The sequence below is a fragment of the Pseudomonas mosselii genome, from assembly GCF_019823065.1.
Classification (GTDB): Bacteria; Pseudomonadota; Gammaproteobacteria; order Pseudomonadales; family Pseudomonadaceae; genus Aquipseudomonas; species Aquipseudomonas mosselii.
Window position 1 is genome coordinate 1,734,401 of sequence record NZ_CP081966.1, and the last position, 20,302, is coordinate 1,754,702.

Here is a 20,302-nt window from a genome sequence, read left to right on the forward strand (position 1 = left end):
ACAGGATAAGAACATGTCAGCCACTTCTTTCGGTGCATCCTCGGCGAATATCAGCCGGGGACGCGTTGCCCGCTATCTGCGCACGGAGTCTGGTGCTGCGGTGCTGCTGGTGATCGTCACGGTCGTGGCGCTGGCGTGGGCGAACTCGCCGCTATCCGATGCCTATTTCGCGTTGTGGCACCTGGACGTCGGGTTTGACTTCGGGCCGCTGGGCATGCACATGGATCTGCATCACTGGGTCAACGACGGCCTGATGGTGGTCTTCTTCTTCCTGATCGGCCTGGAGGTGCGTCAGGAGTTCGCCCACGGATCGCTCAGGGACCGCAGCCGTGCCCGTCTCGCTCTGATCGCGGGTGTCGCAGGTGTCGTGCTTCCCGCGCTGGTGTATGTCCTGATCGTGGGGCTGGCCGGAAGTGAAGGCCTGCACGGGTGGGGGGCGGTGGTCGGCACCGATACGGCATTCATGCTGGGCACCCTGGCGATCGTCGGCCCGCGGCTATCCGGTCAGTTGCGCGTGTTCCTGCTCACCCTGACCGTGGTCGATGACTTCCTCGCCGTGTCCATCATCGGCATCGTCTATAGCGAGGAGATTCGGATCGTCCCGTTGTTGATCGCCCTCGCCAGTCTCGTTGCGTTGTGGTGGCTAGGGCGCACCCGCCAGTGGCGGGCAATGCCGTATGTGCTGATCGTGATCGTGCTGTGGCTCGCAACCGTGTACTCCGGCATCCATGCCTCTCTCGCCGGGATGGCCGCGGGGCTGCTGATCCCCGCCTACGCGACGCAACGTCACAAGGTCGTCGCGGCAAAACAACTGTTCCGCGACTTCTGGCAGTCTCCGAGTGCCGCATCGGCCCGCGCGGTGGACTGCGGGCTGTCCCGGGGTATCTCGGTGAACGAGCGATTGCACGAGTTCCTGCGGCTGCCGACGGCGCTGCTGATCGTGCCGGTGTTCGCCTTGGCGAACGCCGGAGTGGACGTGCGTGGCGGGCTGCTCGCCGAGGCCTTCGGCTCGCCAGTCACGTGGGGCGTCATCGCAGGGCTCGTGCTCGGCAAGCTCGTGGGCATCGGGCTCATCACGCTCGTCGCCGTCCGTCTCGGCCTGGGCCGGCTGCCCGAGGGCGTCGGGGTGGGGAGCGTGTTCGGTGGTGCGGCACTGTCCGGGATCGGCTTCACCGTGTCGCTGCTGATCATCGGGCTCGCGTTCGGCACGACCTCCGACCTGGGCCGCCAGGCGACGGTCGGCGTGCTCGTGTCGATGGTGTTCGCCACGTTGCTCGGGTGGCTGATCTTCAAGGTCGCCGCCAAGCGGTGGGGTGAGAAGACCGCTGACCTGCCGATGGTGCTTGAGCCACCGGTCGATCCGGAGATCGATCACATCCGCGGGCCGGAGGACGCCCAGCTCACACTCGTCGAGTACGTGGACTTCGAGTGCGCGTACTGTGCGCACGCGACCGGTTCTTGGGACGATCTGCGTGCCCACTTCGGGGACGACCTGCGGTATGTGGTGCGCCATCTGCCGCACCACCCGCACGGGCCGATCGCCGCGCGGGCGTCCGAGGCAGCGGCGAACCAGGGGATGTTCTGGCCGTGGCTGGACTTCGTGTTCACCCGTCAGCATGCGCTGGAGCGCGAGCATCTGATCGGCTACGCCGCCGAGCTTGGGCTCGACGTCGAACGGTTCATCGCGGATCTCGACAGCACCGCGGTGATCGAGCGTGTCGAGCGCGACCTCGCCAGTGCGGTCGCCAGCGGTGCGCACGCCACGCCGACGTTCTTCGTCGAGGGTCGTCGTCTGCGCGGCAGCTACGACGCCCGCACTGTCACCGCGGCGCTCGAAGCCAGTCGCCGCGGCCCACGAACTCAGGAAGTCCCGTCCTGAGCGGGACGAACTACAGGATAAGAACATGCCAAACAATTCTTTCGGTGAATCCTCTTGTACCGCTGCGGCCAGCGGCCTCGTGCAGGTGCGCGGGGCGCGCGAGAACAACCTCAAAGAGGTGGACGTTTCCATCCCGCGTAACGCGCTCGTGGTGTTCTCGGGAGTCTCCGGCTCCGGGAAGTCCTCGCTGGCCTTCGGCACCATCTATGCCGAGGCTCAGCGACGTTACTTCGAGTCGGTGGCCCCCTATGCGCGGCGATTGATCGACCAGGCCGGCGTGCCCGACGTCGATGCGATCGACGGCCTCCCGCCGGCGGTGGCGCTGCAGCAGCAGCGTGGCTCCAGCAACGCGCGTTCCTCCGTGGGCAGTGTGACCACCCTGTCCAGCCTGGTGCGGATGATGTATTCGCGCGCCGGCGCCTACCCAGCCAACCAGCCGATGCTGTACGCCGAGGATTTTTCGCCCAACACGCCGCAGGGAGCGTGCCCGACCTGCCACGGCCTGGGCCATGTGTACGAGGTGACCGAGGCCATCATGGTGCCCGATCCCTCCCTGAGCATCCGCGAGCGGGCGATCGCCTCCTGGCCCCCCGCCTGGCAAGGCCAGAACCTGCGCGACATCCTGGTCAGCATGGGCTACGACGTTGACCGACCGTGGAAGGACCTGCCGAAGAAGGATCGCGACTGGATTCTGTTCACCGAGGAAACACCGACGGTGCCGGTGTACGCCGGCTTCACGCCCGCCGAGACCCGCGCCGCGCTCAAGCGCAAGATGGAGCCGAGCTACATGGGCACCTTCACCGGTGCTCGCCGGTATGTGCTGCACACCTTTGCCAACACCCAGAGCGCGCTGATGAGAAAGCGCGTGTCCCGGTTCATGGAGGGCAAGCCGTGCCCCACCTGCCACGGCAAGCGGCTCAAGCCCGAGGCGTTGTCGGTCACCTTCGCCGGCGTGGACATCGGCGCGTTCATGCAGATGCCGCTGGACCAGTTGGCGGCCTTGCTCGAACCCATTGCCCAGGGTGATTTCCGCGCCCATGCAGCGGGGGCGGCTACGGACAAGGAAGCGACCCGGCGCGACCGTGCCCAACGCGCGGCCTCCGGTCGTGCCGTACACGCGGTATCGCCCGACGTGCGCCGCACCTCCGCGCTGTCGGAAGAAAAGCGCCTCGCCGCGCAGCGCCTGGCCGGTGGCGTGATGGCACGCCTGCGCCAACTGCGCGGGCTGGGCTTGGGCTACCTGACGCTGGACCGGGCCACGCCGACGCTTTCGGCTGGCGAGTTGCAACGCCTGCGGCTGGCTACGCAATTGAGTTCCCTGCTGTTCGGCGTCGTGTACGTGCTCGACGAGCCCTCGGCGGGGCTGCACCCCTCCGACAGCCAGGCCCTGTACGACGCACTCGATCGGCTGCGCGACGCAGGCAACTCGGTGTTCGTGGTGGAGCACGACCTGGAACTGATGCGCCGCGCGCAATGGCTAGTGGATGTCGGGCCGGATGCCGGGGAGCGTGGCGGCCGCGTGCTCTACAGTGGCGAGCCGGATGGCCTGCGCAAGATTGCCGAATCGCGCACCGCCCGTTACCTGTTCGACGAGATCCCCGCGCCGGGGAGCCGGGCACGCGAAGCGATCGGCTGGCTGGAGCTGCAGGGCGTCCACCGCCACAACCTGCATGGCGTGGACGCACGCATTCCGCTGGGCGTGCTGACGGCCGTCACCGGCATCTCCGGCTCGGGCAAGTCCAGCCTCGTCGCGCAGGCCCTGCCGGAGCTGGTGCTGCTGCACCTGGGCCACGAGCCGGAAGACGATGTAGCCGAAAGCGCCACCAGCGAAGGGCCGGCAGTGATCGAAGCGACCGGCGGCCATCTGGCGGGCGACGTGGACGCCGTACAGCGTCTGGTGCAGGTGGACCAGAAACCGATCGGGCGCACGCCGCGGTCGAACCTAGCCACCTACACGGGCCTGTTCGACCATGTGCGCAAGCTGTTCGCTGCCACGCCCGATGCGCGACGCCGCCGCTACGATGCCGGACGGTTCTCGTTCAACGTCGCCAAGGGGCGCTGCGAGACCTGCGAGGGCGAGGGCTTCGTCAGCGTGGAACTGCTGTTCATGCCCAGCGTGTACGCGCCGTGCCCGACGTGCCATGGCGCACGCTACAACGAGGCCACGCTGAAGGTGCAATGGAACGGGCGCAACATCGCCGAGGTGCTGCAGATGACCGTGGACGAAGCCAGCGAATTCTTCGCGGGTGAAGACGCTGTGGCAAGGCCACTGCAACTGCTGCGCGATATCGGACTGGGCTACCTGCGCCTGGGGCAACCGGCCACCGAGCTTTCCGGTGGCGAGGCGCAGCGTATCAAGCTGGCGACCGAGCTTCAGCGCAGCCAGCGCGGCCGAAGCCTGTACGTGCTCGACGAGCCGACTACCGGGCTGCATGCGTCGGACGCCGACCGGCTGCTGGTGCAGTTGCAGCGCCTGGTCGATGCCGGCAATACCGTAGTGATGATCGAACACGATATGCGCGCGGTGGCCCAGGCCGATTGGGTGATCGACGTGGGGCCTGGTGCAGGCGCTGCCGGCGGCAGCATCGTGGTGGCGGGCTCCCCTCAGCAGGTGGCCCGAACGTCTGGCAGCAGAACCGCTCCGTTCCTTGCACAGGAGTTGGCGCGGGCCGAGTAGCTCAGTTCGCCAAATGTTGCCAGTTTTCGCGGGGCATTGATCGTCGCCACACGACGGTGGCGATCAATGCCCGAATCGCGTCATCCTTCCTGAGTCAGAGCAAGATAGGGATTGTTGGGCGGTATTTCGGCGAGTGCCAAGGACCCATCTTCGAGGAGGTAGCCATGCAGTCGGCGGGACTTCCTCGGGCCCGTGACTTCACAGGTCCAAATGTTCAGGCCATTGGGCTGCTTTCGATGTAGCTGCAGCTTCTCGAAGCGCTTCTGCACCCACTGCCAATCCTGTTGACTCTCCTGCTTGGCGAGTGCGGCCACTTCGGGATGCTCCTGCGCATAGCGTTGGAACACACCCGGGCTGACCAGGTAGGCCGTGTCATTCACCGTATGCACGAGTGCCTTCGCGTCGTTGATGATGAGCCGTCGTGAGGCGATTCCCTGCTTCAGCCAAACCATGAACTGTTCCCCGGATGGCTTCGTTGCCGATGACCCAGGCGTAGGCGCGGGTGCAGGTGCAGGCGATGGAATGGACGTCGCGGCTGTTGCTGGCGCGGGGGTGTGGAGGAACTCCTCGGCATCCTGGCCAACGCCGGCCGACTCACCCAAGCCCACCATCGCGAGCAAATCCTCCATGACGTCGGGCACGGGCTGGGCTGCGGGCGGTGAAACGATGGTGGTGCTGTCGCCCTCCCAAATCGGAGGCTCTTGACCTCCCTGCGCTGGGTTCACCGAGACGGTAGGCGCGGGAGCCGACATGCTGGCGTCGTTTTCCGCGGGCGTCGCGTCGATCTCTACCGTGCCCGCGAAAGGTGCTGGTCGCTCGCCAGACTCCCAGATCAGCGCGGGAGCGAGACGCAACAGGGTGAACGAATGGGACCAGCCGGTCGTGCTGGTCACGGTCGCGCGCCAGACCGCCTTGCCGTCCGGTGTGGGCTGCAGCATGCCGTGGTCCTGCAGCACATTGAACACGGCGGTGTTGTTCGCAGGAATGCCATCGATCCCCTGAGACAGGAGGTGTGCGCGCAGTTTGTCCGAAACCGTCTTGCTCACCAGCCACAAACCATCCTCGGTGAGCCAGCCATCGGAGGCTTCCGGCTGGTTCAGCTTCAACTGTTCCTTGAGCAGGTAGCGCAACCCGTCCAGCAGCTTGCGTTGCAGTGCGTGCTTGGGCGCGGCCATGGCGCGCGCCGGATCGCCGCCCAGCTCCTGGGCCACCGACGCCCGGTCTGCTTGCACGACGAGTTCCCCCAGTACACCGGCATGTTCGTACTGACCGGCCAGCACATAGAGCAGCGGTGCCCAGAGAGCCGGATAGTCGCTGAGCCAGTCCAGGACGTGGCGGTCGAGCAGTTGGCGATAGAGCAAGCCTGTTGCGGCGCTGTGCAGGCGGTATTCGCGGTCGTCACGGTAGCGAAATCGGTACGCCTGGTGCAGCGGGCCATGCCACGGATGCCAAGTACTGCCGTCGGCCAGTTCGACGTGTAGATCGACGGCGATCTTGCCAATATCGTGGAGCAGCGCAGCATAGGCAACGGCGGCGGTCCAGGCTTCGGACTGGGCCGCCTGGTCTTCGGGACTGGCACCGATGGGCAGCAGATGGGACTGCCGCAGTTTCAGGCTGTAGGCGACGATCTCCAGGCCGTGGTCGAGCATGCCGCCCGGGTAGGCATGGTGATGCGCCTCGGAGGCCGGGAAGGCCTGGACCAGTTCGGCATAGCGTTCCAGGGGCGTGCGATACAGGGTGGCGAATTGCCTACGCGAGAGCGAGGTACGCTGCCAGATGTGCTCCAGCAGCTTCTGCCGGCGTGGGGTGGCCAGCAGCGATGCGGCCGACTCAGGACGCAGCAGCCCTTTCGGGAGGGCGGTGACGGGTGGTGGCGTCGGTGCGGCAGCGACCGGGGGCCGTTTTCGCTGGAACAGGGAAAGCATGTGGGTGTCCTGATGACGGGCCGACCGGGAGGCCTTTTGGCCTTTTCGAGGTAGGGCCTTTCCCCTTGCACCCCATTCCCTTGCCATTTCGGCCCTTTGGCCTTTAACCGTTTCGGTATAGCGAGGCCTGGGTTGCGGCTCCAGCGTCAATGTGGAACCCGCTCGAATGCATTGGACGGCGACCCGGCGCTGGCCTCTGCCTATGCTGTGGGAACGCTGCTTCCGCCAGGTAGGTTGTTCTCACTCAGGCGACTAAGTTGACAGACGCGACAAAGGCGACTAGAGTGAATCCTGTCCCAAACCTACTCGGGAGATGACCATGCCCACTGCCATTGAATTCATTGCCGACCGTCTGCCGCGCGTCACGGTGGAAGATGTACGCCGCTTCGCGGATACCGTCGAAATCCGGGATGCCACGGCTTTCGCGGCCGAGTTGCAGGCGTTCGTCCACGAGCGTGTGGAAGCGGTGACACTGCCCGCCAACTTGGAGGGGGAGACCGTTGGGCAGGCCCTTGCACGCAAGGCGGCCGCGCTGCGCGCCGACACGCGCTGGGCACCGAATGAAACCGACGTCCAGCGAGGCCGCGCCGTGCTGCTGGAAACCTTCAACCAGCCGCACAACCTGCCGCCCGCGGAGTTCGCCAAGCTGGCGGACAAGTCGCGCCAGCAGATCTACAAGGACATCCTCGCGCGTCGGCTGCTGGCGCTGAACGTGGGGCCGCGCGGTCAGAAGCTGCCCGACTGGCAGCTCGACCCGGTGAAACAGCAGTTGACCCAAACCGTGCTTCAGGAGGTCGAGGGTATCGATCACTGGACGATCTACCGCGCACTGTCCGAACCGCTCGAAGGCTTGGGTGGGCGCTCGCCGGTGGATGCGGTGACGCATGGCACGATCGATGACGTGGCCGAGGCCGTGTTCAACGTGCTGGGCGTCCAGGTGCATTGAAGCGAGATCGCCATGAGCCACGAGCTGCCTTCGTTCCTGATCGATGCCGGTGAACTGCTCCAGCATGTGAGCCGCGTCGTCTATCGGGGCAGCCCGCTGTACTATGGTCGCAGCAGCACGAATCGCTACGATGACCCGGCGGGGGCCTACGGCGTGCTCTACCTGGGGCGCGACCTGCCCACGGCGCTGATGGAGTCGGTGTTTCACAAGCACCAGTGGCTTGAAGACACGAAGCGCTCCATCGCCCTGAAGGAGGTCCACGCCCGGATGGTCCGCGCCGTGGGCGTGCTGGACGACGTGCTCCTGGCCGACCTCACGGCGCCGGGCGTCATGGCGGGCTACTTCGGCCTGAATCTGGAGCAGTTGGCGAGCCGCGACTACACGCACACGCAGCAGGTGTCCGCTCAGGTGCATGCGATGGTCGGCGACGACGGCCAGCCGCTGTTCGACGGGGTGCTCTATCCGTCGCGCAACAACTATCCCGCCGCGAGCATCGCCCTGTTCGAGCGTGCGGGAACGAAGGTCAGCGTTGTCGAGGACATCGACCTGGTTGACCATGTGGACTGGCCGCGTTTCGTTGCCACCTACCGCATCGGCGTGGAGCCCGACCCCGGCCCGGTGGAACCGGATGACGAAGCGTCCTGAAGCAGCAAGAAAACACATTGAAGCCCGAAACGGAATGAAGTGGAGCAAACAGGAATAGGCATTCCTCAGTAGCAGGAGACGACCATGAACACGACGACCCGCACCAGTACCGCAGAACGCCTCGGCCGTACCTTTGGCCGCGGATGGCGCGTCTATGCGCGTGGCGAACGGCGGGTATCGAATTGGTTGGTGGCCAAAGGGGTGCCTTCGGTTGGTGCCACAGTGCTGCTGTGGGTGGTCAAGCTGGCTGTGCTGGGCGCGCTGCTCTACGCCGCCTTCTGGTTCGCACTCGTGTTGCTGGGAGTCGTGGTGGCGGGATGGGCGGCGGCTGCCAATACATCGGAAGAAGACGAGTGGCCGTTCACCGACCTCACCGAACTGCGCAAGACACCCGGCTACGATCCCAATCTGTACAACGATACGTCGCACGAGTTGTACACCGACGACTGATCGGCACCGCGCTACTTGGGGTCGTTTGCGGGAGAGGGCGAAATCCTACGCTAAGGCTTTGGCCAACGATATTCTCCGGTAAGATTGATGTGTTCCCAGGGGATAGGAGAAGTCGCTTGATATCTAGTATGACGTCTGTCGCACCTGCTTGATCGCGGCCGCGATAGCTAGATCGCGTTGCTCCTCTTCTCCATCCGCGTTCCAAGCTGCGGAAAGGCACCCATAAGCGTACGCCTGGTCGAGCAGGCGACGCGGATCGACGTCCAGCGCACGAGAGAATGCGTCCGCCATCTGTGCAATGCGTCTAGGATCGAGACAAAGGTCGTCTCTGTCAGCCGGATCGTAGAACATATTGGCGGCGCCAAAGCCCACTTCACCGACCAGACCGACGGGATCTATCACCAGCCAGCCGCGACTGGAGAACATGATGTTTTCATGATGCAGATCGCCATGTAGCCCACGCAGTTCCGAGGCATTGCTCATCATTTGATCGGCTATAATCGCCGCGTGGACGTAGTCAGTTTGACAACCTGCGTTTTGATCATCGCGCGCCCGCTGAAACAAAGCTGCAAAGCGATCCCGGATCGGGAGAAGGGCAGAAGGCAGGGGTTCCTCAGATGCGGCATACAGCTTCGCCATTAGTTCCGCTGCAATTTCGGTCGCCTGGTAGTCGCCGTGCTCGGCAACGATGTGAGAGAGCATTCGCTCCCCGGCATATTCGAGCAACATCAGATTGTTCTCACGACCGAGCAACCGGACTGCTCCCCTCCCATTGCGCCATACCAGATAGTCGGCCCCGCGCAGTTCATCAGCAATGTCTTCTATAGGTTTCAATCCCTTGACGATTGCAGGAGTCCCGTCTGGCAATGAAACTTTCCAAACGAGGCTGGAAAAGGTGTCCGCAATGAGAACAGGTTGCGAAACGTGCCAATGAGCAGGAAAAACAGGCGGCATGAACATCAACCCCAAGTCAGAGGGTCCAATCGCAGATAGAAGGCAAGGCGTTCGCGGTCGGGGGCTTCGATCCCCAATACATTGAATAGGACAGCGAAGGCGCGCTCTGCTTCATCTGGCGCTGCCCAGTTCTCTTCGGCGTTAGCAATCATGAGTGCCAAATCGGCATAGCGATCTGCTGTTCCGAGCCGCCCAAGGTCGATCAGACCCGTGCATTGAAGAGTTTTAGGGTCCACCATGAAGTTCGGCATGCAGGGATCACCATGGCAAACAACCATATCGGTGCGCTCTTGGTCGAGCCGCACCGGTAGCTCTCGTTCGACACGAGCCAAAAGATCGAGCTGCGGCGTACTCTTGTCCTCGTCCGGTAAGAAGTCGGGATTGACGGCATTGCGGGACACCACATCAACGGCGCGTCCGAACATTCGCGACAGCCTGCGCTCAAACGGACATTGATCAACCGATAGGCTGTGAACAGCGCCAAGTTGCTGCCCCATTGACGGCCACGCTTTGAGCAAATCCGCTCCAGACAGATCAGCCGCCGGTACTCCCGGAATTGCCGTTATCACCAAGCATGCACCCTCCTGTTCCTCCTGCCAGTTGATCACCTCGGGGCAAGCCACACCTCGACCTTTGAGCCAAATGAGGCGGTCACGCTCTCCAGCGAGCTCACCGCGGCGGGAAGCAGGTGCGATTTTCGCGAAGGCATGCCCGTCACCACGTCGAAAAACAAAATCACCAGATTCTCCGCCTCTGACAGGCAACCAGTCAGAATGCGATTCACCAAAAAAAATATTAGTTCGATTCAATGGAGGTTCCTTCAGTTTTCTGATGAAGCGCGGAGGTGGCTCAACCTGCGAAAAGAAACGAGTTGCTACGTAAGTCCGAGAACATGCTTTCCATGGTCTCTGAGCTCGCCTTTGGGACCGACATATCGGTAGAGAGTGACGCGCTCGATGCCGAGTTCCTTGCAGAGATCGGAAACTGAAGTATCGCGCTGGGCCATGGCGGCTTGCGCGAGACGCACCTGAGCTTTGGTGAGCGCGAATTTTCGTCCGCCCTTGCGACCGCGCGCTCTCGCGGAGGCGAGACCCGCCATGGTGCGCTCTCGGATCAGATCCCGCTCGAACTCGGCCAAGGTGGCGAAGATTCCGAACACCATGCGACCGGACGCAGTCGTGGTGTCGATCTGAGCGCCCTTTCCAGTCAGAACCCGCAGGCCGATCTTGCGGTCTGACAGCTCCTTCACCGTGTTGACCAGATGGGCAAGCGATCGTCCGAGGCGATCGAGCTTCCAGACCACCAGCACATCGCCGTCACGCAATGACTTGAGGCAGGCAGTCAAGCCAGGGCGATCATCACGACCGCCGGAAGCAAGATCATCATAGATATTGTCCCGTTCGACACCTGCGGCGCGCAAGGCGTCGTGCTGCAGGTCGAGAGACTGCGAGCCATCGGCTTTGGAGACGCGGGCATATCCGATCAGCATGTATCACAAACGTTGGTTTGAGGCGGCGCTTCGGCCACGATTGCATTGACCTCTGGAAATGTATCTCAACCAGCTTCATAAACAAAGCGTCTTGAACGCTATCAGATTTTGAAAAAGGAACATGTATGCCGCGTCGCGTCACTCTAACCGATCGGCAGAAAGACGCGCTGTTGCGCTTGCCGACTTCACAGACGGATTTGCTCAAGCACTATACGCTGAGTGATGAAGACCTTGGGCATATCAGGCTGCGTCGGCGCGCTCACAACAGGTTCGGCTTCGCCCTGCAATTGTGTGTCCTGCGCTATCCCGGCCGGGTGCTGGCTCCAGGCGAACTGATCCCTGCAGAGGTCATCGAATTTATCGGAGCGCAGCTTGGCCTGGGTGCCGACGATCTCGTAGACTATGCTGCCCGCGAGGAAACACGGCACGAGCATCTTGCCGAGTTACGGGGGCTCTACGGCTTCCGCACCTTCTCCGGACGTGGTGCGAGCGAGCTGAAGGAATGGTTGTTCCGAGAAGCCGAGATGGCGGTGTCGAACGAGGATATCGCCCGTCGCTTCGTAGCCGAGTGCCGACGCACCCGCACTGTCCTTCCCGCGACATCCACGATCGAGCGGCTTTGTGCCGCGGCTCTCGTCGATGCCGAGCGACGCATCGAGACGAGGATCGCCAGTCGGCTGCCTATGTCGATCCGAGAACAGTTGCTGGCATTGCTCGAGGAGACGGCTGATGATCGGGTGACCCGTTTTGTGTGGCTGCGCCAGTTCGAGCCTGGCTCGAACTCTTCGTCGGCCAACCGGCTGCTCGACCGGCTCGAATATCTGCAACGCATCGATCTCCCCGAGGATCTGCTTGCCGGCGTTCCTGCCCATCGGGTGACTCGTCTGCGCAGGCAGGGTGAACGGTATTATGCCGACGGCATGCGCGATCTCCCGGAGGACAGGCGGCTTGCGATCTTGGCTGTTTGCGTCTCGGAATGGCAGGCGATGTTGGCCGACGCAGTGGTCGAAACCCACGACCGGATCGTCGGCCGTCTCTACCGTGCTTCGGAGCGTATTTGCCATGCAAAGGTCGCAGACGAAGCGGGGGTGGTGCGTGACACCCTGAAATCCTTCGCCGAGATCGGGGGCGCCCTGGTCGATGCACAGGATGATGGCCAGCCGCTGGGCGATGTCATCGCGAGTGGGTCAGGGTGGGACGGCTTAAAAACCCTTGTTGCAATGGCAACCAGGCTGACCGCCACCATGGCCGACGATCCGCTCAATCATGTGCTCGACGGTTATCACCGCTTCCGCCGATACGCTCCACGCATGTTGCGCCTGCTCGATCTGCGAGCTGCGCCCGTTGCACTGCCGCTTCTGGAAGCGGTGACGGCCCTTCGTACCGGTTTGAACGATGCCGCGATGACCAGCTTCTTGCGGCCCAGCTCGAAATGGCATCGCCACCTTCGGGCCCAGAGGGCTGGCGACGCTCGCCTATGGGAGATCGCGGTGCTGTTCCATCTGCGCGATGCGTTCCGCTCCGGAGATGTCTGGCTTACTAGGTCCCGGCGCTATGGCGATCTGAAACACGCACTCGTTCCGGCACAATCCATCGCGGAAGGCGGTCGTCTCGCTGTGCCATTGCGGCCGGAGGAATGGCTGGCAGACCGGCAAGCTCGCCTCGACATGCGGTTGCGCGAGCTTGGCCGTGCCGCTCGCGCAGGCACGATCCCGGGCGGGTCGATTGAAAACGGCGTTCTGCATATCGAGAAACTCGAAGCCGCCGCGCCGACAGGCGCCGAAGATCTGGTGCTCGATCTCTACAAGCAGATCCCGCCCACGCGCATCACCGATCTCCTGCTGGAGGTGGATGCGGCGACCGGCTTCACCGAAGCGTTCACCCATCTGCGCACAGGAGCACCCTGCGCTGACCGGATCGGGCTAATGAACGTTATCTTGGCGGAAGGGATCAACCTCGGCTTGCGCAAAATGGCGGATGCGACAAACACCCACACCTTCTGGGAATTGATCCGCATTGGACGGTGGCATGTCGAGGGCGAAGCCTATGACCGGGCGCTGGCCATGGTGGTCGAGGCACAGGCAGCGTTACCCATGGCCCGGTTCTGGGGCATGGGCACGTCGGCTTCGAGCGACGGACAGTTCTTCGTCGCTACAGAGCAAGGTGAGGCCATGAACCTGGTCAACGCGAAATATGGCAATACCCCGGGCCTGAAAGCCTATAGCCACGTCTCCGACCAATATGCGCCGTTCGCAACCCAGGTGATTCCTGCAACGGCAAGCGAAGCGCCTTACATCCTCGATGGCCTGCTGATGAACGATGCTGGACGCCATATCCGCGAGCAGTTCACCGACACGGGCGGCTTCACCGATCACGTCTTTGCCGCATGTGCCATTCTCGGCTACCGGTTCGCTCCGCGCATCCGCGACCTGCCATCCAAACGGCTCTACGCGTTCAATCCGTCGGCCGCCCCGGCGCACCTGCGAGCGTTGATCGGCGGAAAGGTCAACCAAGCCATGATCGAGCGCAATTGGCCCGACATCCTGCGCATCGCCGCCACCATTGCTGCCGGGACCGTCGCGCCAAGCCAGATTCTGCGGAAACTCGCCTCCTATCCGCGGCAGAACGAGCTCGCGACAGCCCTGCGGGAAGTCGGTCGCGTCGAGCGCACCCTGTTCATGATCGACTGGATTCTGGATGCCGAACTCCAACGGCGTGCCCAGATCGGGCTCAACAAAGGCGAAGCTCATCATGCGCTGAAGCGGGCAATCAGCTTCCACCGCCGCGGTGAAATCCGCGACCGTTCCGCCGAAGGCCAGCATTACCGCATCGCCGGCATGAATCTGCTCGCCGCCATCATCATCTTCTGGAACACCATGAAGCTCGGCGAGGTCGTTGCAAACCAGAAACGCGATGGAAAGCTGCTATCGCCCGATCTCTTGGCCCATGTTTCGCCGCTCGGATGGGAACACATCAATCTCACCGGAGAATATCGCTGGCCAAAGCCTTAGCGTAGGATTCCGCCCCCTCCCGCAAACGACCCCTACTTCAGCTTACCTCCGGTAAGGGCCCCAGCGCCCTTACCGCCTGCTTGGCCGGCGCTCTTGCTGCCATCTGAAAGCCCCTGGATGACGTGCCCGGCCCGAATCCCAACCCAGGTAAGGCTCGCAAGCCAAAAGCCCGGCAAGACCAGGAACATCGTGCCCATGACGAACATCAGGAGCAGGTCGCCAAAGGCATTGTTCAACCCCACCAGCGGATCGAAGTTAGTGTGTGGCCGGTTCCAGCCGAAGCCCCACCCATAGAGCGCATCGAGGATGGTGCTGTCGATCCAGCGTGCGAGTTGGAACCAGAAATCGGTGAAGAACAGCGCGAATTGCACGACGCTGACGGTGACGACCGTCTTCAGGTCATAGGTTCCGACGACCAGTACGAGCGGGATGCAGATGACCAGTGCCATCTTGAGCAAGGCAAGCACCATGGGCAGCGCCTGGCGCACCACGTCCATGGCGGGAAATGCGGCAAGTGCCCCGACCGCCATTCCTACATCCCCCGTGGCCCGCGTCACGATGTTCGGCAGGGTCTTGTCGATCTGGCCGCCGTAGTCGGTATAGACCGAACCCTGGTTGAGCTTCTGCTGTCGCGGTGACGCGATGGTACGGACCACCGAATCGTCCACCTCGGTACGGCTCAGGAACCCGGCCCAGCCCGCCAAGCGATTCAACAGGCTGGGGTCCACCTGGCCCAGCAGCCGTGCCCGCAGGCCGTTGCTGCCATCGGCCCACCACTGCCTGCAGGTCGGGTAGCCGCCGCCACTGGCCACCTGCGCAAGCCCTGCGTCGCGGGTGTCGTCATAGGGCCATGACTCGCGCGCCGTGCTGGAACGGTAGCTGTCGTAGTAGCCGCCGGTATCCGTGAAAAACCTCGAACCGATCCAGGTCACGTCGTTCATTTGAGCGTCGTCCAGCTCCGGCCGCGCCATGAACAATTTAGCGCGTGCAGGTCCGTAGCAGTCGTGTGTGAAATCGGCCACTTCCTGAGCCAGAACCGGGTCATTGATGCGGGTAGCGTCGATCTCCATGCGCATCTGTCGCAGGTCTGTCCCGCACGGGATTGCCGCCACCGAGGCGCTGGTGACGGCGCGCGAGAGCGCGTGCATGAAGGCCCACCAGACCGGCACCTTGGCACTCTGGTTGTTGATGGTGCTGAAGGACTGGGACCAGCCGGTATCCGTGGGCTGCGGCACGTTGACCTGGCACTGGGCCGAGCGCGAGCTGTCGTACTGAATTGTGTTGAGGTCCACGTCGATGAAGGGGATGCCGGCGAACATCACCACCACGATGGCGACGAACACCCGGTTCTCGATGCGTGCGGCCGAGAGCACGCCCTTGTTGCCTTCGTCGGCACCTTCCGCAGGGGGCCTTAAGCCATTCCTGCACGATGATCGCCACGAAGGGCAGTGCGAATACCCCGCTGGATACCAGTACCGCCCAGATGCCGTTGTTGACGATCCAGGACACCAAGGTCAGGTAGTACTCCAGGTAGTCGGTTGTGAAAAGCGTCATGGCTCGGACCTCCCCTCAGCCCTGCATCAACAGGCTGGCTTCAAGCGCCACGATGGCAACGACGCCGGCGATCTCGCTGCGTACCAGGCGGCGCCGCGCTTGCGCGTCGTCCTCACGCGCAAGCAGCCGGCGACGCATCCAGACCCAGCCGTAGGCCGTCGCGCCATACAGGCACAGCCGCCAGACCAGGAAGTAGCCCGCTGCTGCCGCCAGCCAACGCTCCCAGCCCGCGACACTTCCGACGAGGTAGATGCCAACGATGTTGGCACCCACGGCGACGGCCGCGAGTACCATCGTCCACAGCAGCGCCTTCGCTGCGCGCCGGTTGAACAGCCAGCGCGGGCGCAGCCAGGCCGCACGCATCAGGCTCATGGCCGGCCTCCCGGATTGCCCTTCTGCAACTGATCGAGGCGGTCAGGCACCGGATCGCCTTCGTAGATGCCACGCGAGCCCGCCGCGCGCGTGCCGTGGCGCTGGATGATCGCCATGGGCGAGTTGTTCGCCAGCTCCCGGCGCAGCTCCAGCTCGGTCTTGAGGTTGCGAATCTCGCGATCGAGCGTGTCGCTCTCGTGGTTCACCGCCTCCACGGCGAGCTGGTTGGCCGCCACGTTGGGCTCCTTCTTGCCGGTCAGCAGCGTGCGTTGCAGCAGTAGCGCCTTCTCCAGCACCGACGCCAGCGCAACCTCGGACGCCAGGCGCTGCGACAGCAGGTGCTGGTCCGGTTCGTCGCGCAGTGCCTCGACCACGCCGCGCGTGATGGGCAGCGACGCGCTGCCGGCCTCCCGCAGGTTTTCGGGCGTCGTGTTCTTCGCCTTGGAGACCAGGTCCTGGAGCGCCTGCAGCTTGGCGTCGTACTCCTCCTGGATCAGGGGCGTCAGCCCGACGCCGGGCACCGTCTCCGTCTTGGTGCAGGCGTCGCAGGTGCGCTGCTCCTTCTCGCCGAGCACCCGTGTTGCCCACTCGATGGCCGCCTGCGGCGTGGTCCAGGTTTGGCACGACAGGCTCGTGCAACTGGCCGGAGCGATTGCCGACGTGTCGGTCACCCCGCGGCCATTGACCAGGTTGTAGCCCGCGCGGGTGACGTCACCGACCACCTTGATCGCGGGCTGACCGGAGCCGCCGGCATTGCTTCCCCCGACCCAGGGCACGCCATCGTTGCCACGGCGCGTCTCGGCCTGCTCGATGGCCGAGACGGCATCCGTGCTCGAAACAGCGTCACGCAGCGCCAACCCCTCTGCCATCTGGCTCCAGCCGAGTTGGCCGCCAGCCGTTTCGGCCATCTTTTCGGCCATGGCGCGGCACGTCAGCTTCGAGCGGTCGAAATCCAGCCGCGCTTGCAGAACGCCGTTGGTGAGCAGGTTGTAGAGGCCTGGATCTGCACGCTGGATGATCAACGCCGGCAGGGACGCCACAGCACTCGTAGCACTCTGGATCACCGAGGACATGATCTGCTGAAAGCCATTGGTGACACCGTTGAGTTGATTCTTCAACGTGGTCTGGATGCTCATGTCGCCGCAGATCAGATTGCTGTTCCAGCCGACACCCACGCCGAGCGAGCGCATGCCGGCTGCGCGGCCCATCGAAACGGCGCTGCCGCCGCCGATGGAGTACATGACGTCATCGCCGATGACGTTGCCGCTGGTCTGGTAGCCCAGTTGGCCCCAGGCCACGCCGCTTGCCAGAACCAACGCGCCGGTAAGCGCCAAACAGATCCTCTTGCCACGAGCCGGTGGGGAGAACTGCATAGAGTCGGAACGCTTCATCGCGGCACCTCAAAGGAAATCAACGCTGCCAAGGAACACCTGTCCACGGCGTTCGCAGCAGGCATACGGCCGCCACAGCGCCCAGGCGTAGTCGCCTTGCTGGGCCTGAGTCAGGAAGCCGGTGCGTGGGAAAACCGTGCAGGACGAGGACAGGACGGGCGTGAGTTCCTGCCACTTGCCAGTCGAGGCATCACCCTCCATCAGCGCGCTGGCGGGCCAGTAGCCATCGCGGGCATTGGCAAGCAGCGGCTGGTACACGTGCAACTGCCCGCGGCGCGTGACGACATCGCCCGCACGCTGGGCCACCACGGCTCCCGATTTGTGGTCGTCGGTCTGGTGCAGGAAGCCGCCGCGGGGATACACGTTGCCCCAAAGGTTCATCGTGGTGCGTGCGCCGACCTCGCGCATGCCGGGAATCAATGCCTCCGGGTAGGCCATCTCGGGCACGTTGTAGCGCCAGGCAAGCGTGTCCAAGGTGCTGAGCAGATACGGCATGAATGCCGTTCCCGCGCCCTCGCAGAAGTAGCCCGAGGACGAAACAAACTGGTTGAACACCTCGACGCCGGGATGGCCGATCACGTCGGCGTTCTTGAATTTCGCGAGATTGTTTTCGTGATCCTCGTTCGTCGTTCCATCGCCGCCCGCTTGGGCGGACGGGTTGGCCGTACTCATCGCCCGGACTTCGACCCACGGGTTCTCGCCCGTGTTGCTGTAGCTGGAGACGACCGCATCGGGGATGTAGTGGCGCACCTTGACAGAGGTGCGCACCGTGCAGCCTCCCCAGGTGCAGTAGAGCCAGTAGCAGATACCCACCACCCGGTACTCCAAGCAATCGGGCGAGGCCACCGAGGCAACGATGGCGGTGGTGTTCAAGGCGTAGCTACCCGTGGCGCTGAGCAGCAGCAAGGAAGCCACGCCAGCCCGCATGCGGCGCATAAGGTCGAATGGCCTCGTCATGGCTGGGTCCTCCGACGCTGCTCGATGCGCGCGACAGCGCGGGCCACATCCGGCTCGCCATAGACCACGTAGCGCTGATCCACCACGACAGCCGGGATGCTGGTGATGCCCAGGCTCCATGCGTCGGTGACGCCCTGGTATGCGGAAGCGATGCGGCGCTGTAGGTCGGCGCCGCCTTGGTTCAGCCGACGCTTGACGGTGGCCGCCGCCTGTTCGGGGGCGGCGGGCAGTTCCGCAGAAAGCTCCGCTTCAATCCGGCGGGCTTCGTCCAGCTCGATCAGCCGCTCGCCGCCCATGGTCTTGACCGGGTGGTGGCTGTCGGTGACGACCAGTACGTCGGCTGCGAAGGTGACGGGGCTGAACACGGCCAGGGACGCCGGCAGCGCCACGACGAGACCAAGGGTTCGCCAGCCCGACGCGAACGTGGAAAAGGATGCCGGCATGTCGCGTGCCCCGAAAGTTGATCAGGGCCATAGTCAAACGCGAACCCGATGCCACCCCAACAAACAATGCGCATCGCGGGCTGCCCGCATACCTGCTTGTCCCGGGCCATAAAAAAACGGAGGCCGAAGCCTCCGCGAGGATCAATGAAGCAATGCGACCGTTACAGCAGGCCTGACTCCGCAAAGGAGAACGGGGAACCTTGGCCTACGATGATGTGATCCAGTACCCGTACATCGATGAGCGCCAGCGCGGCCTGCAGTTGCTGGGTCAGCACACGATCCGCGCTCGACGGCTCGGAGATGCCCGAGGGGTGCTGGTGCGCGAAGATCACCGCGGCGGCGTTCAACTCCAGCACACGCTGTACGACGACACGTGGATAAACAGAAGTCGAGTTGATCGTGCCCCTGAACAATGGCTCGTAGGCCAGCACCTGGTGCATGCTATCCAGGAACACAGCGGCGAATATCTCGTTGGGTTCAGCGACCAGTTTCACGCGCAGATAGTCCCGCACGGCGGCCGGCTGGCTGAGGCATGGTCCAGCTTTGAAGATCCGTTTTTCCAGCAGCACGATGGCCTGCTGGATGATCCAGTCTTCGTGCTGGGCAGCTACGGCGGAAAGCGACTCCACACAGGAGTCATTGATGGCGAAAGACATGGCGAACCTCCAGACGGTGAGATCGGAGGGCGCGCGCCCCCGAGGGCAAGCCCTCCTGGGGATGAGAATGAAAAGATGCATCCATCACCGCGATTGCGGTGACCGTTCGCGGCCAGGATGCAAGGCGAACGAGTCGCGGTCAGCGCAGAGGACTGCGCCGTAGCCTTGAAGACCGGGGCTACCTGGGCATGTCGCCGACGACGTCGGCAGGCATTTCGGATGTGGGTGTGCTGGTCGGACCCTCAGCCGCCAGCATGTCCATGGCTGACAGCAAGGCATCGCCCTCGATCGGCCCCTGCAGCAGGATGGCCTGGCCCGTTTGGCGATCGAGCAGGCGCAGCGACGGCGTGGCGGTTACGCCGCTCTTGGTGGCTTCCGCAGCCTGGGCGCGGATAGCCGCACTGGGCCTTTCGCTTGCCATGCACTGCTCGCTGGCTGGCGTCGATTCGGGGTACCGCAAGCCATCGGGCAAGCCCTGGCCGCCGCTGCGCGTGTGGGCATAGACCCATTCGATCGCCTGCCAGAACGCGACATGCCCACCTGCTTCGGCAGCGCATTCCACTAGGCGTGCCTCGGCTGACGCGGCCGGCTCGTGCTCGGCCAGCGGCTGGTGGTGCCATTGCAGCGCCACGTCGGTGTTGTTGCCGATCCACCGCTTGAGCTGCGGGAAATACTCCCGGCAGAACGGGCACTCCAGGTCGGCATAGAGCGTCAGCGTGAAACGGCCTTTGGGGTTGCCCATTAGCCAGGGCGGCCCGGCCACCGGTGCCATGCTGACCGGCGTGGGCGGCTGCGGCGGGGATTCGCCGGGCGACCTTGACACAAGCCAGATCAGCAGCAGCGCGACCAGCACAGCAGCCAATGCCCAGGGCCAGCGGGGCCGCCCGTTGCGGCGGCGGAACGCCTGGACCTGCATCGGAATGGAAGGACGTTTCTGTTCCATGGCGTTCTCC

At 63.8% G+C, this 20,302-nt stretch carries 16 protein-coding genes and 1 pseudogene; 6 read left to right on the plus strand and 11 right to left on the minus strand.

Translation table 11 applies throughout. From position 1 onward, the window contains the following. Positions 1-13: 13 nt before the first annotated feature. Together nhaA and K5H97_RS07845 are read left to right on the plus strand one after the other, a co-directional pair. Positions 14-1,879, plus strand: a complete 1,866-nt coding sequence (gene nhaA / locus K5H97_RS07840) for a Na+/H+ antiporter NhaA (protein WP_028690949.1) — start codon at positions 14-16, stop codon at positions 1,877-1,879. 25 nt (positions 1,880-1,904) lie between these two features. After that, positions 1,905-4,556, plus strand: a complete 2,652-nt coding sequence (locus K5H97_RS07845; RefSeq protein WP_028690950.1) for an excinuclease ABC subunit UvrA — start codon at positions 1,905-1,907, stop codon at positions 4,554-4,556. Positions 4,557-4,636: 80 nt separating this feature from the next. Here the strand turns inward: K5H97_RS07845 and mobH are convergent, their stop codons facing one another. Continuing rightward, on the minus strand, positions 4,637-6,481 hold the full coding sequence (gene mobH / locus K5H97_RS07850; protein ID WP_028690951.1) for a MobH family relaxase: 1,845 nt from the start codon (positions 6,479-6,481) through the stop codon (positions 4,637-4,639). A gap of 319 nt (positions 6,482-6,800) precedes the next feature. Here mobH and K5H97_RS07855 point away from each other — a divergent pair, with 319 nt between their 5' ends. The 3 genes from K5H97_RS07855 (at position 6,801) to K5H97_RS07865 (ending at position 8,522) form a co-directional block, all read left to right on the plus strand. Beyond that, entirely contained in the window at positions 6,801-7,427 is a 627-nt protein-coding gene (locus tag K5H97_RS07855) for a hypothetical protein (protein WP_023657212.1), read from the plus strand. Between the two features lie 12 nt (positions 7,428-7,439). Then, a complete protein-coding gene (locus K5H97_RS07860; protein ID WP_028690952.1) occupies positions 7,440-8,072 on the plus strand; it encodes an RES family NAD+ phosphorylase in 633 nt (210 codons plus the stop codon). 84 nt (positions 8,073-8,156) lie between these two features. Next, positions 8,157-8,522 (plus strand): DUF3742 family protein, encoded by a 366-nt coding sequence (locus K5H97_RS07865; RefSeq protein WP_028690953.1) that lies wholly within the window; start codon positions 8,157-8,159, stop codon positions 8,520-8,522. 123 nt (positions 8,523-8,645) lie between these two features. Here K5H97_RS07865 and K5H97_RS07870 read toward each other — a convergent pair whose 3' ends face one another. The 3 genes from K5H97_RS07870 to K5H97_RS07880 form a co-directional block, all read right to left on the minus strand. Then, on the minus strand, positions 8,646-9,482 hold the full coding sequence (locus K5H97_RS07870) for an aminoglycoside O-phosphotransferase APH(6)-Id (protein WP_000480968.1): 837 nt from the start codon (positions 9,480-9,482) through the stop codon (positions 8,646-8,648). Next, a complete protein-coding gene (gene aph(3'')-Ib, locus K5H97_RS07875) occupies positions 9,482-10,285 on the minus strand; it encodes an aminoglycoside O-phosphotransferase APH(3'')-Ib (protein WP_001082319.1) in 804 nt (267 codons plus the stop codon). The genes K5H97_RS07870 and aph(3'')-Ib overlap by 1 nt, the downstream gene beginning before the upstream one ends. Before the next feature lie 65 nt (positions 10,286-10,350). Beyond that, complete coding sequence (locus tag K5H97_RS07880) at positions 10,351-10,965, minus strand: recombinase family protein (RefSeq protein ID WP_000904906.1); 615 nt, start codon at positions 10,963-10,965, stop codon at positions 10,351-10,353. Between the two features lie 125 nt (positions 10,966-11,090). Between K5H97_RS07880 and K5H97_RS07885 the strand changes: the two genes are divergently transcribed. After that, positions 11,091-13,976 (plus strand): Tn3 family transposase, encoded by a 2,886-nt coding sequence (locus K5H97_RS07885; protein ID WP_001138082.1) that lies wholly within the window; start codon positions 11,091-11,093, stop codon positions 13,974-13,976. A 32-nt stretch (positions 13,977-14,008) separates the two neighbouring features. On the opposite strand, the pseudogene K5H97_RS07890 reads toward K5H97_RS07885, so the two are convergent. From K5H97_RS07890 to K5H97_RS07920, 7 genes and pseudogenes are all read right to left on the minus strand, one after another. Next, a pseudogene (locus K5H97_RS07890) lies at positions 14,009-15,530 on the minus strand (conjugal transfer protein TraG N-terminal domain-containing protein). Between the two features lie 15 nt (positions 15,531-15,545). Continuing rightward, positions 15,546-15,902, minus strand: a complete 357-nt coding sequence (locus tag K5H97_RS07895; RefSeq protein ID WP_017516006.1) for a hypothetical protein — start codon at positions 15,900-15,902, stop codon at positions 15,546-15,548. Continuing rightward, positions 15,899-17,275 carry an integrating conjugative element protein gene (locus K5H97_RS07900; RefSeq protein WP_425301414.1) on the minus strand — a complete coding sequence of 459 codons (1,377 nt, stop codon included), beginning with the start codon at positions 17,273-17,275 and terminating at the stop codon, positions 15,899-15,901. Before K5H97_RS07900 ends, K5H97_RS07895 begins: the two co-directional genes overlap by 4 nt. Before the next feature lie 27 nt (positions 17,276-17,302). Beyond that, complete coding sequence (locus K5H97_RS07905; RefSeq protein WP_023103897.1) at positions 17,303-18,250, minus strand: TIGR03756 family integrating conjugative element protein; 948 nt, start codon at positions 18,248-18,250, stop codon at positions 17,303-17,305. Next, the gene (locus K5H97_RS07910) at positions 18,247-18,693 is read right to left on the minus strand and encodes a TIGR03757 family integrating conjugative element protein (RefSeq protein ID WP_017514119.1); all 447 of its coding nucleotides are present in this window, start codon (positions 18,691-18,693) and stop codon (positions 18,247-18,249) included. Before K5H97_RS07910 ends, K5H97_RS07905 begins: the two co-directional genes overlap by 4 nt. Positions 18,694-18,854: 161 nt before the next feature. Beyond that, the gene (radC, locus tag K5H97_RS07915; protein WP_023103898.1) at positions 18,855-19,349 is read right to left on the minus strand and encodes a RadC family protein; all 495 of its coding nucleotides are present in this window, start codon (positions 19,347-19,349) and stop codon (positions 18,855-18,857) included. A 178-nt stretch (positions 19,350-19,527) separates the two neighbouring features. Next, on the minus strand, positions 19,528-20,292 hold the full coding sequence (locus K5H97_RS07920; protein ID WP_028690954.1) for a DsbA family protein: 765 nt from the start codon (positions 20,290-20,292) through the stop codon (positions 19,528-19,530). Between the last annotated feature and the right edge of the window lie 10 nt (positions 20,293-20,302).

Excerpts from the sequence above, each read along its gene's own strand:
- nhaA (WP_028690949.1), top strand. The coding sequence starts at position 14 with ATGTCAGCCACTTCTTTCGGTGCATCCTCGGCGAATATCAGCCGGGGA.
- K5H97_RS07845 (WP_028690950.1), top strand. The coding sequence starts at position 1,905 with ATGCCAAACAATTCTTTCGGTGAATCCTCTTGTACCGCTGCGGCCAGC.
- mobH (WP_028690951.1), bottom strand. The coding sequence starts at position 6,481 with ATGCTTTCCCTGTTCCAGCGAAAACGGCCCCCGGTCGCTGCCGCACCG.
- K5H97_RS07855 (WP_023657212.1), top strand. The coding sequence starts at position 6,801 with ATGCCCACTGCCATTGAATTCATTGCCGACCGTCTGCCGCGCGTCACG.
- K5H97_RS07860 (WP_028690952.1), top strand. The coding sequence starts at position 7,440 with ATGAGCCACGAGCTGCCTTCGTTCCTGATCGATGCCGGTGAACTGCTC.
- K5H97_RS07865 (WP_028690953.1), top strand. The coding sequence starts at position 8,157 with ATGAACACGACGACCCGCACCAGTACCGCAGAACGCCTCGGCCGTACC.
- K5H97_RS07870 (WP_000480968.1), bottom strand. The coding sequence starts at position 9,482 with ATGTTCATGCCGCCTGTTTTTCCTGCTCATTGGCACGTTTCGCAACCT.
- K5H97_RS07880 (WP_000904906.1), bottom strand. The coding sequence starts at position 10,965 with ATGCTGATCGGATATGCCCGCGTCTCCAAAGCCGATGGCTCGCAGTCT.
- K5H97_RS07885 (WP_001138082.1), top strand. The coding sequence starts at position 11,091 with ATGCCGCGTCGCGTCACTCTAACCGATCGGCAGAAAGACGCGCTGTTG.
- K5H97_RS07895 (WP_017516006.1), bottom strand. The coding sequence starts at position 15,902 with ATGAGCCTGATGCGTGCGGCCTGGCTGCGCCCGCGCTGGCTGTTCAAC.
- K5H97_RS07900 (WP_425301414.1), bottom strand. The coding sequence starts at position 17,275 with ATGCAGTTCTCCCCACCGGCTCGTGGCAAGAGGATCTGTTTGGCGCTT.
- K5H97_RS07905 (WP_023103897.1), bottom strand. The coding sequence starts at position 18,250 with ATGACGAGGCCATTCGACCTTATGCGCCGCATGCGGGCTGGCGTGGCT.
- K5H97_RS07910 (WP_017514119.1), bottom strand. The coding sequence starts at position 18,693 with ATGCCGGCATCCTTTTCCACGTTCGCGTCGGGCTGGCGAACCCTTGGT.
- radC (WP_023103898.1), bottom strand. The coding sequence starts at position 19,349 with ATGTCTTTCGCCATCAATGACTCCTGTGTGGAGTCGCTTTCCGCCGTA.
- K5H97_RS07920 (WP_028690954.1), bottom strand. The coding sequence starts at position 20,292 with ATGGAACAGAAACGTCCTTCCATTCCGATGCAGGTCCAGGCGTTCCGC.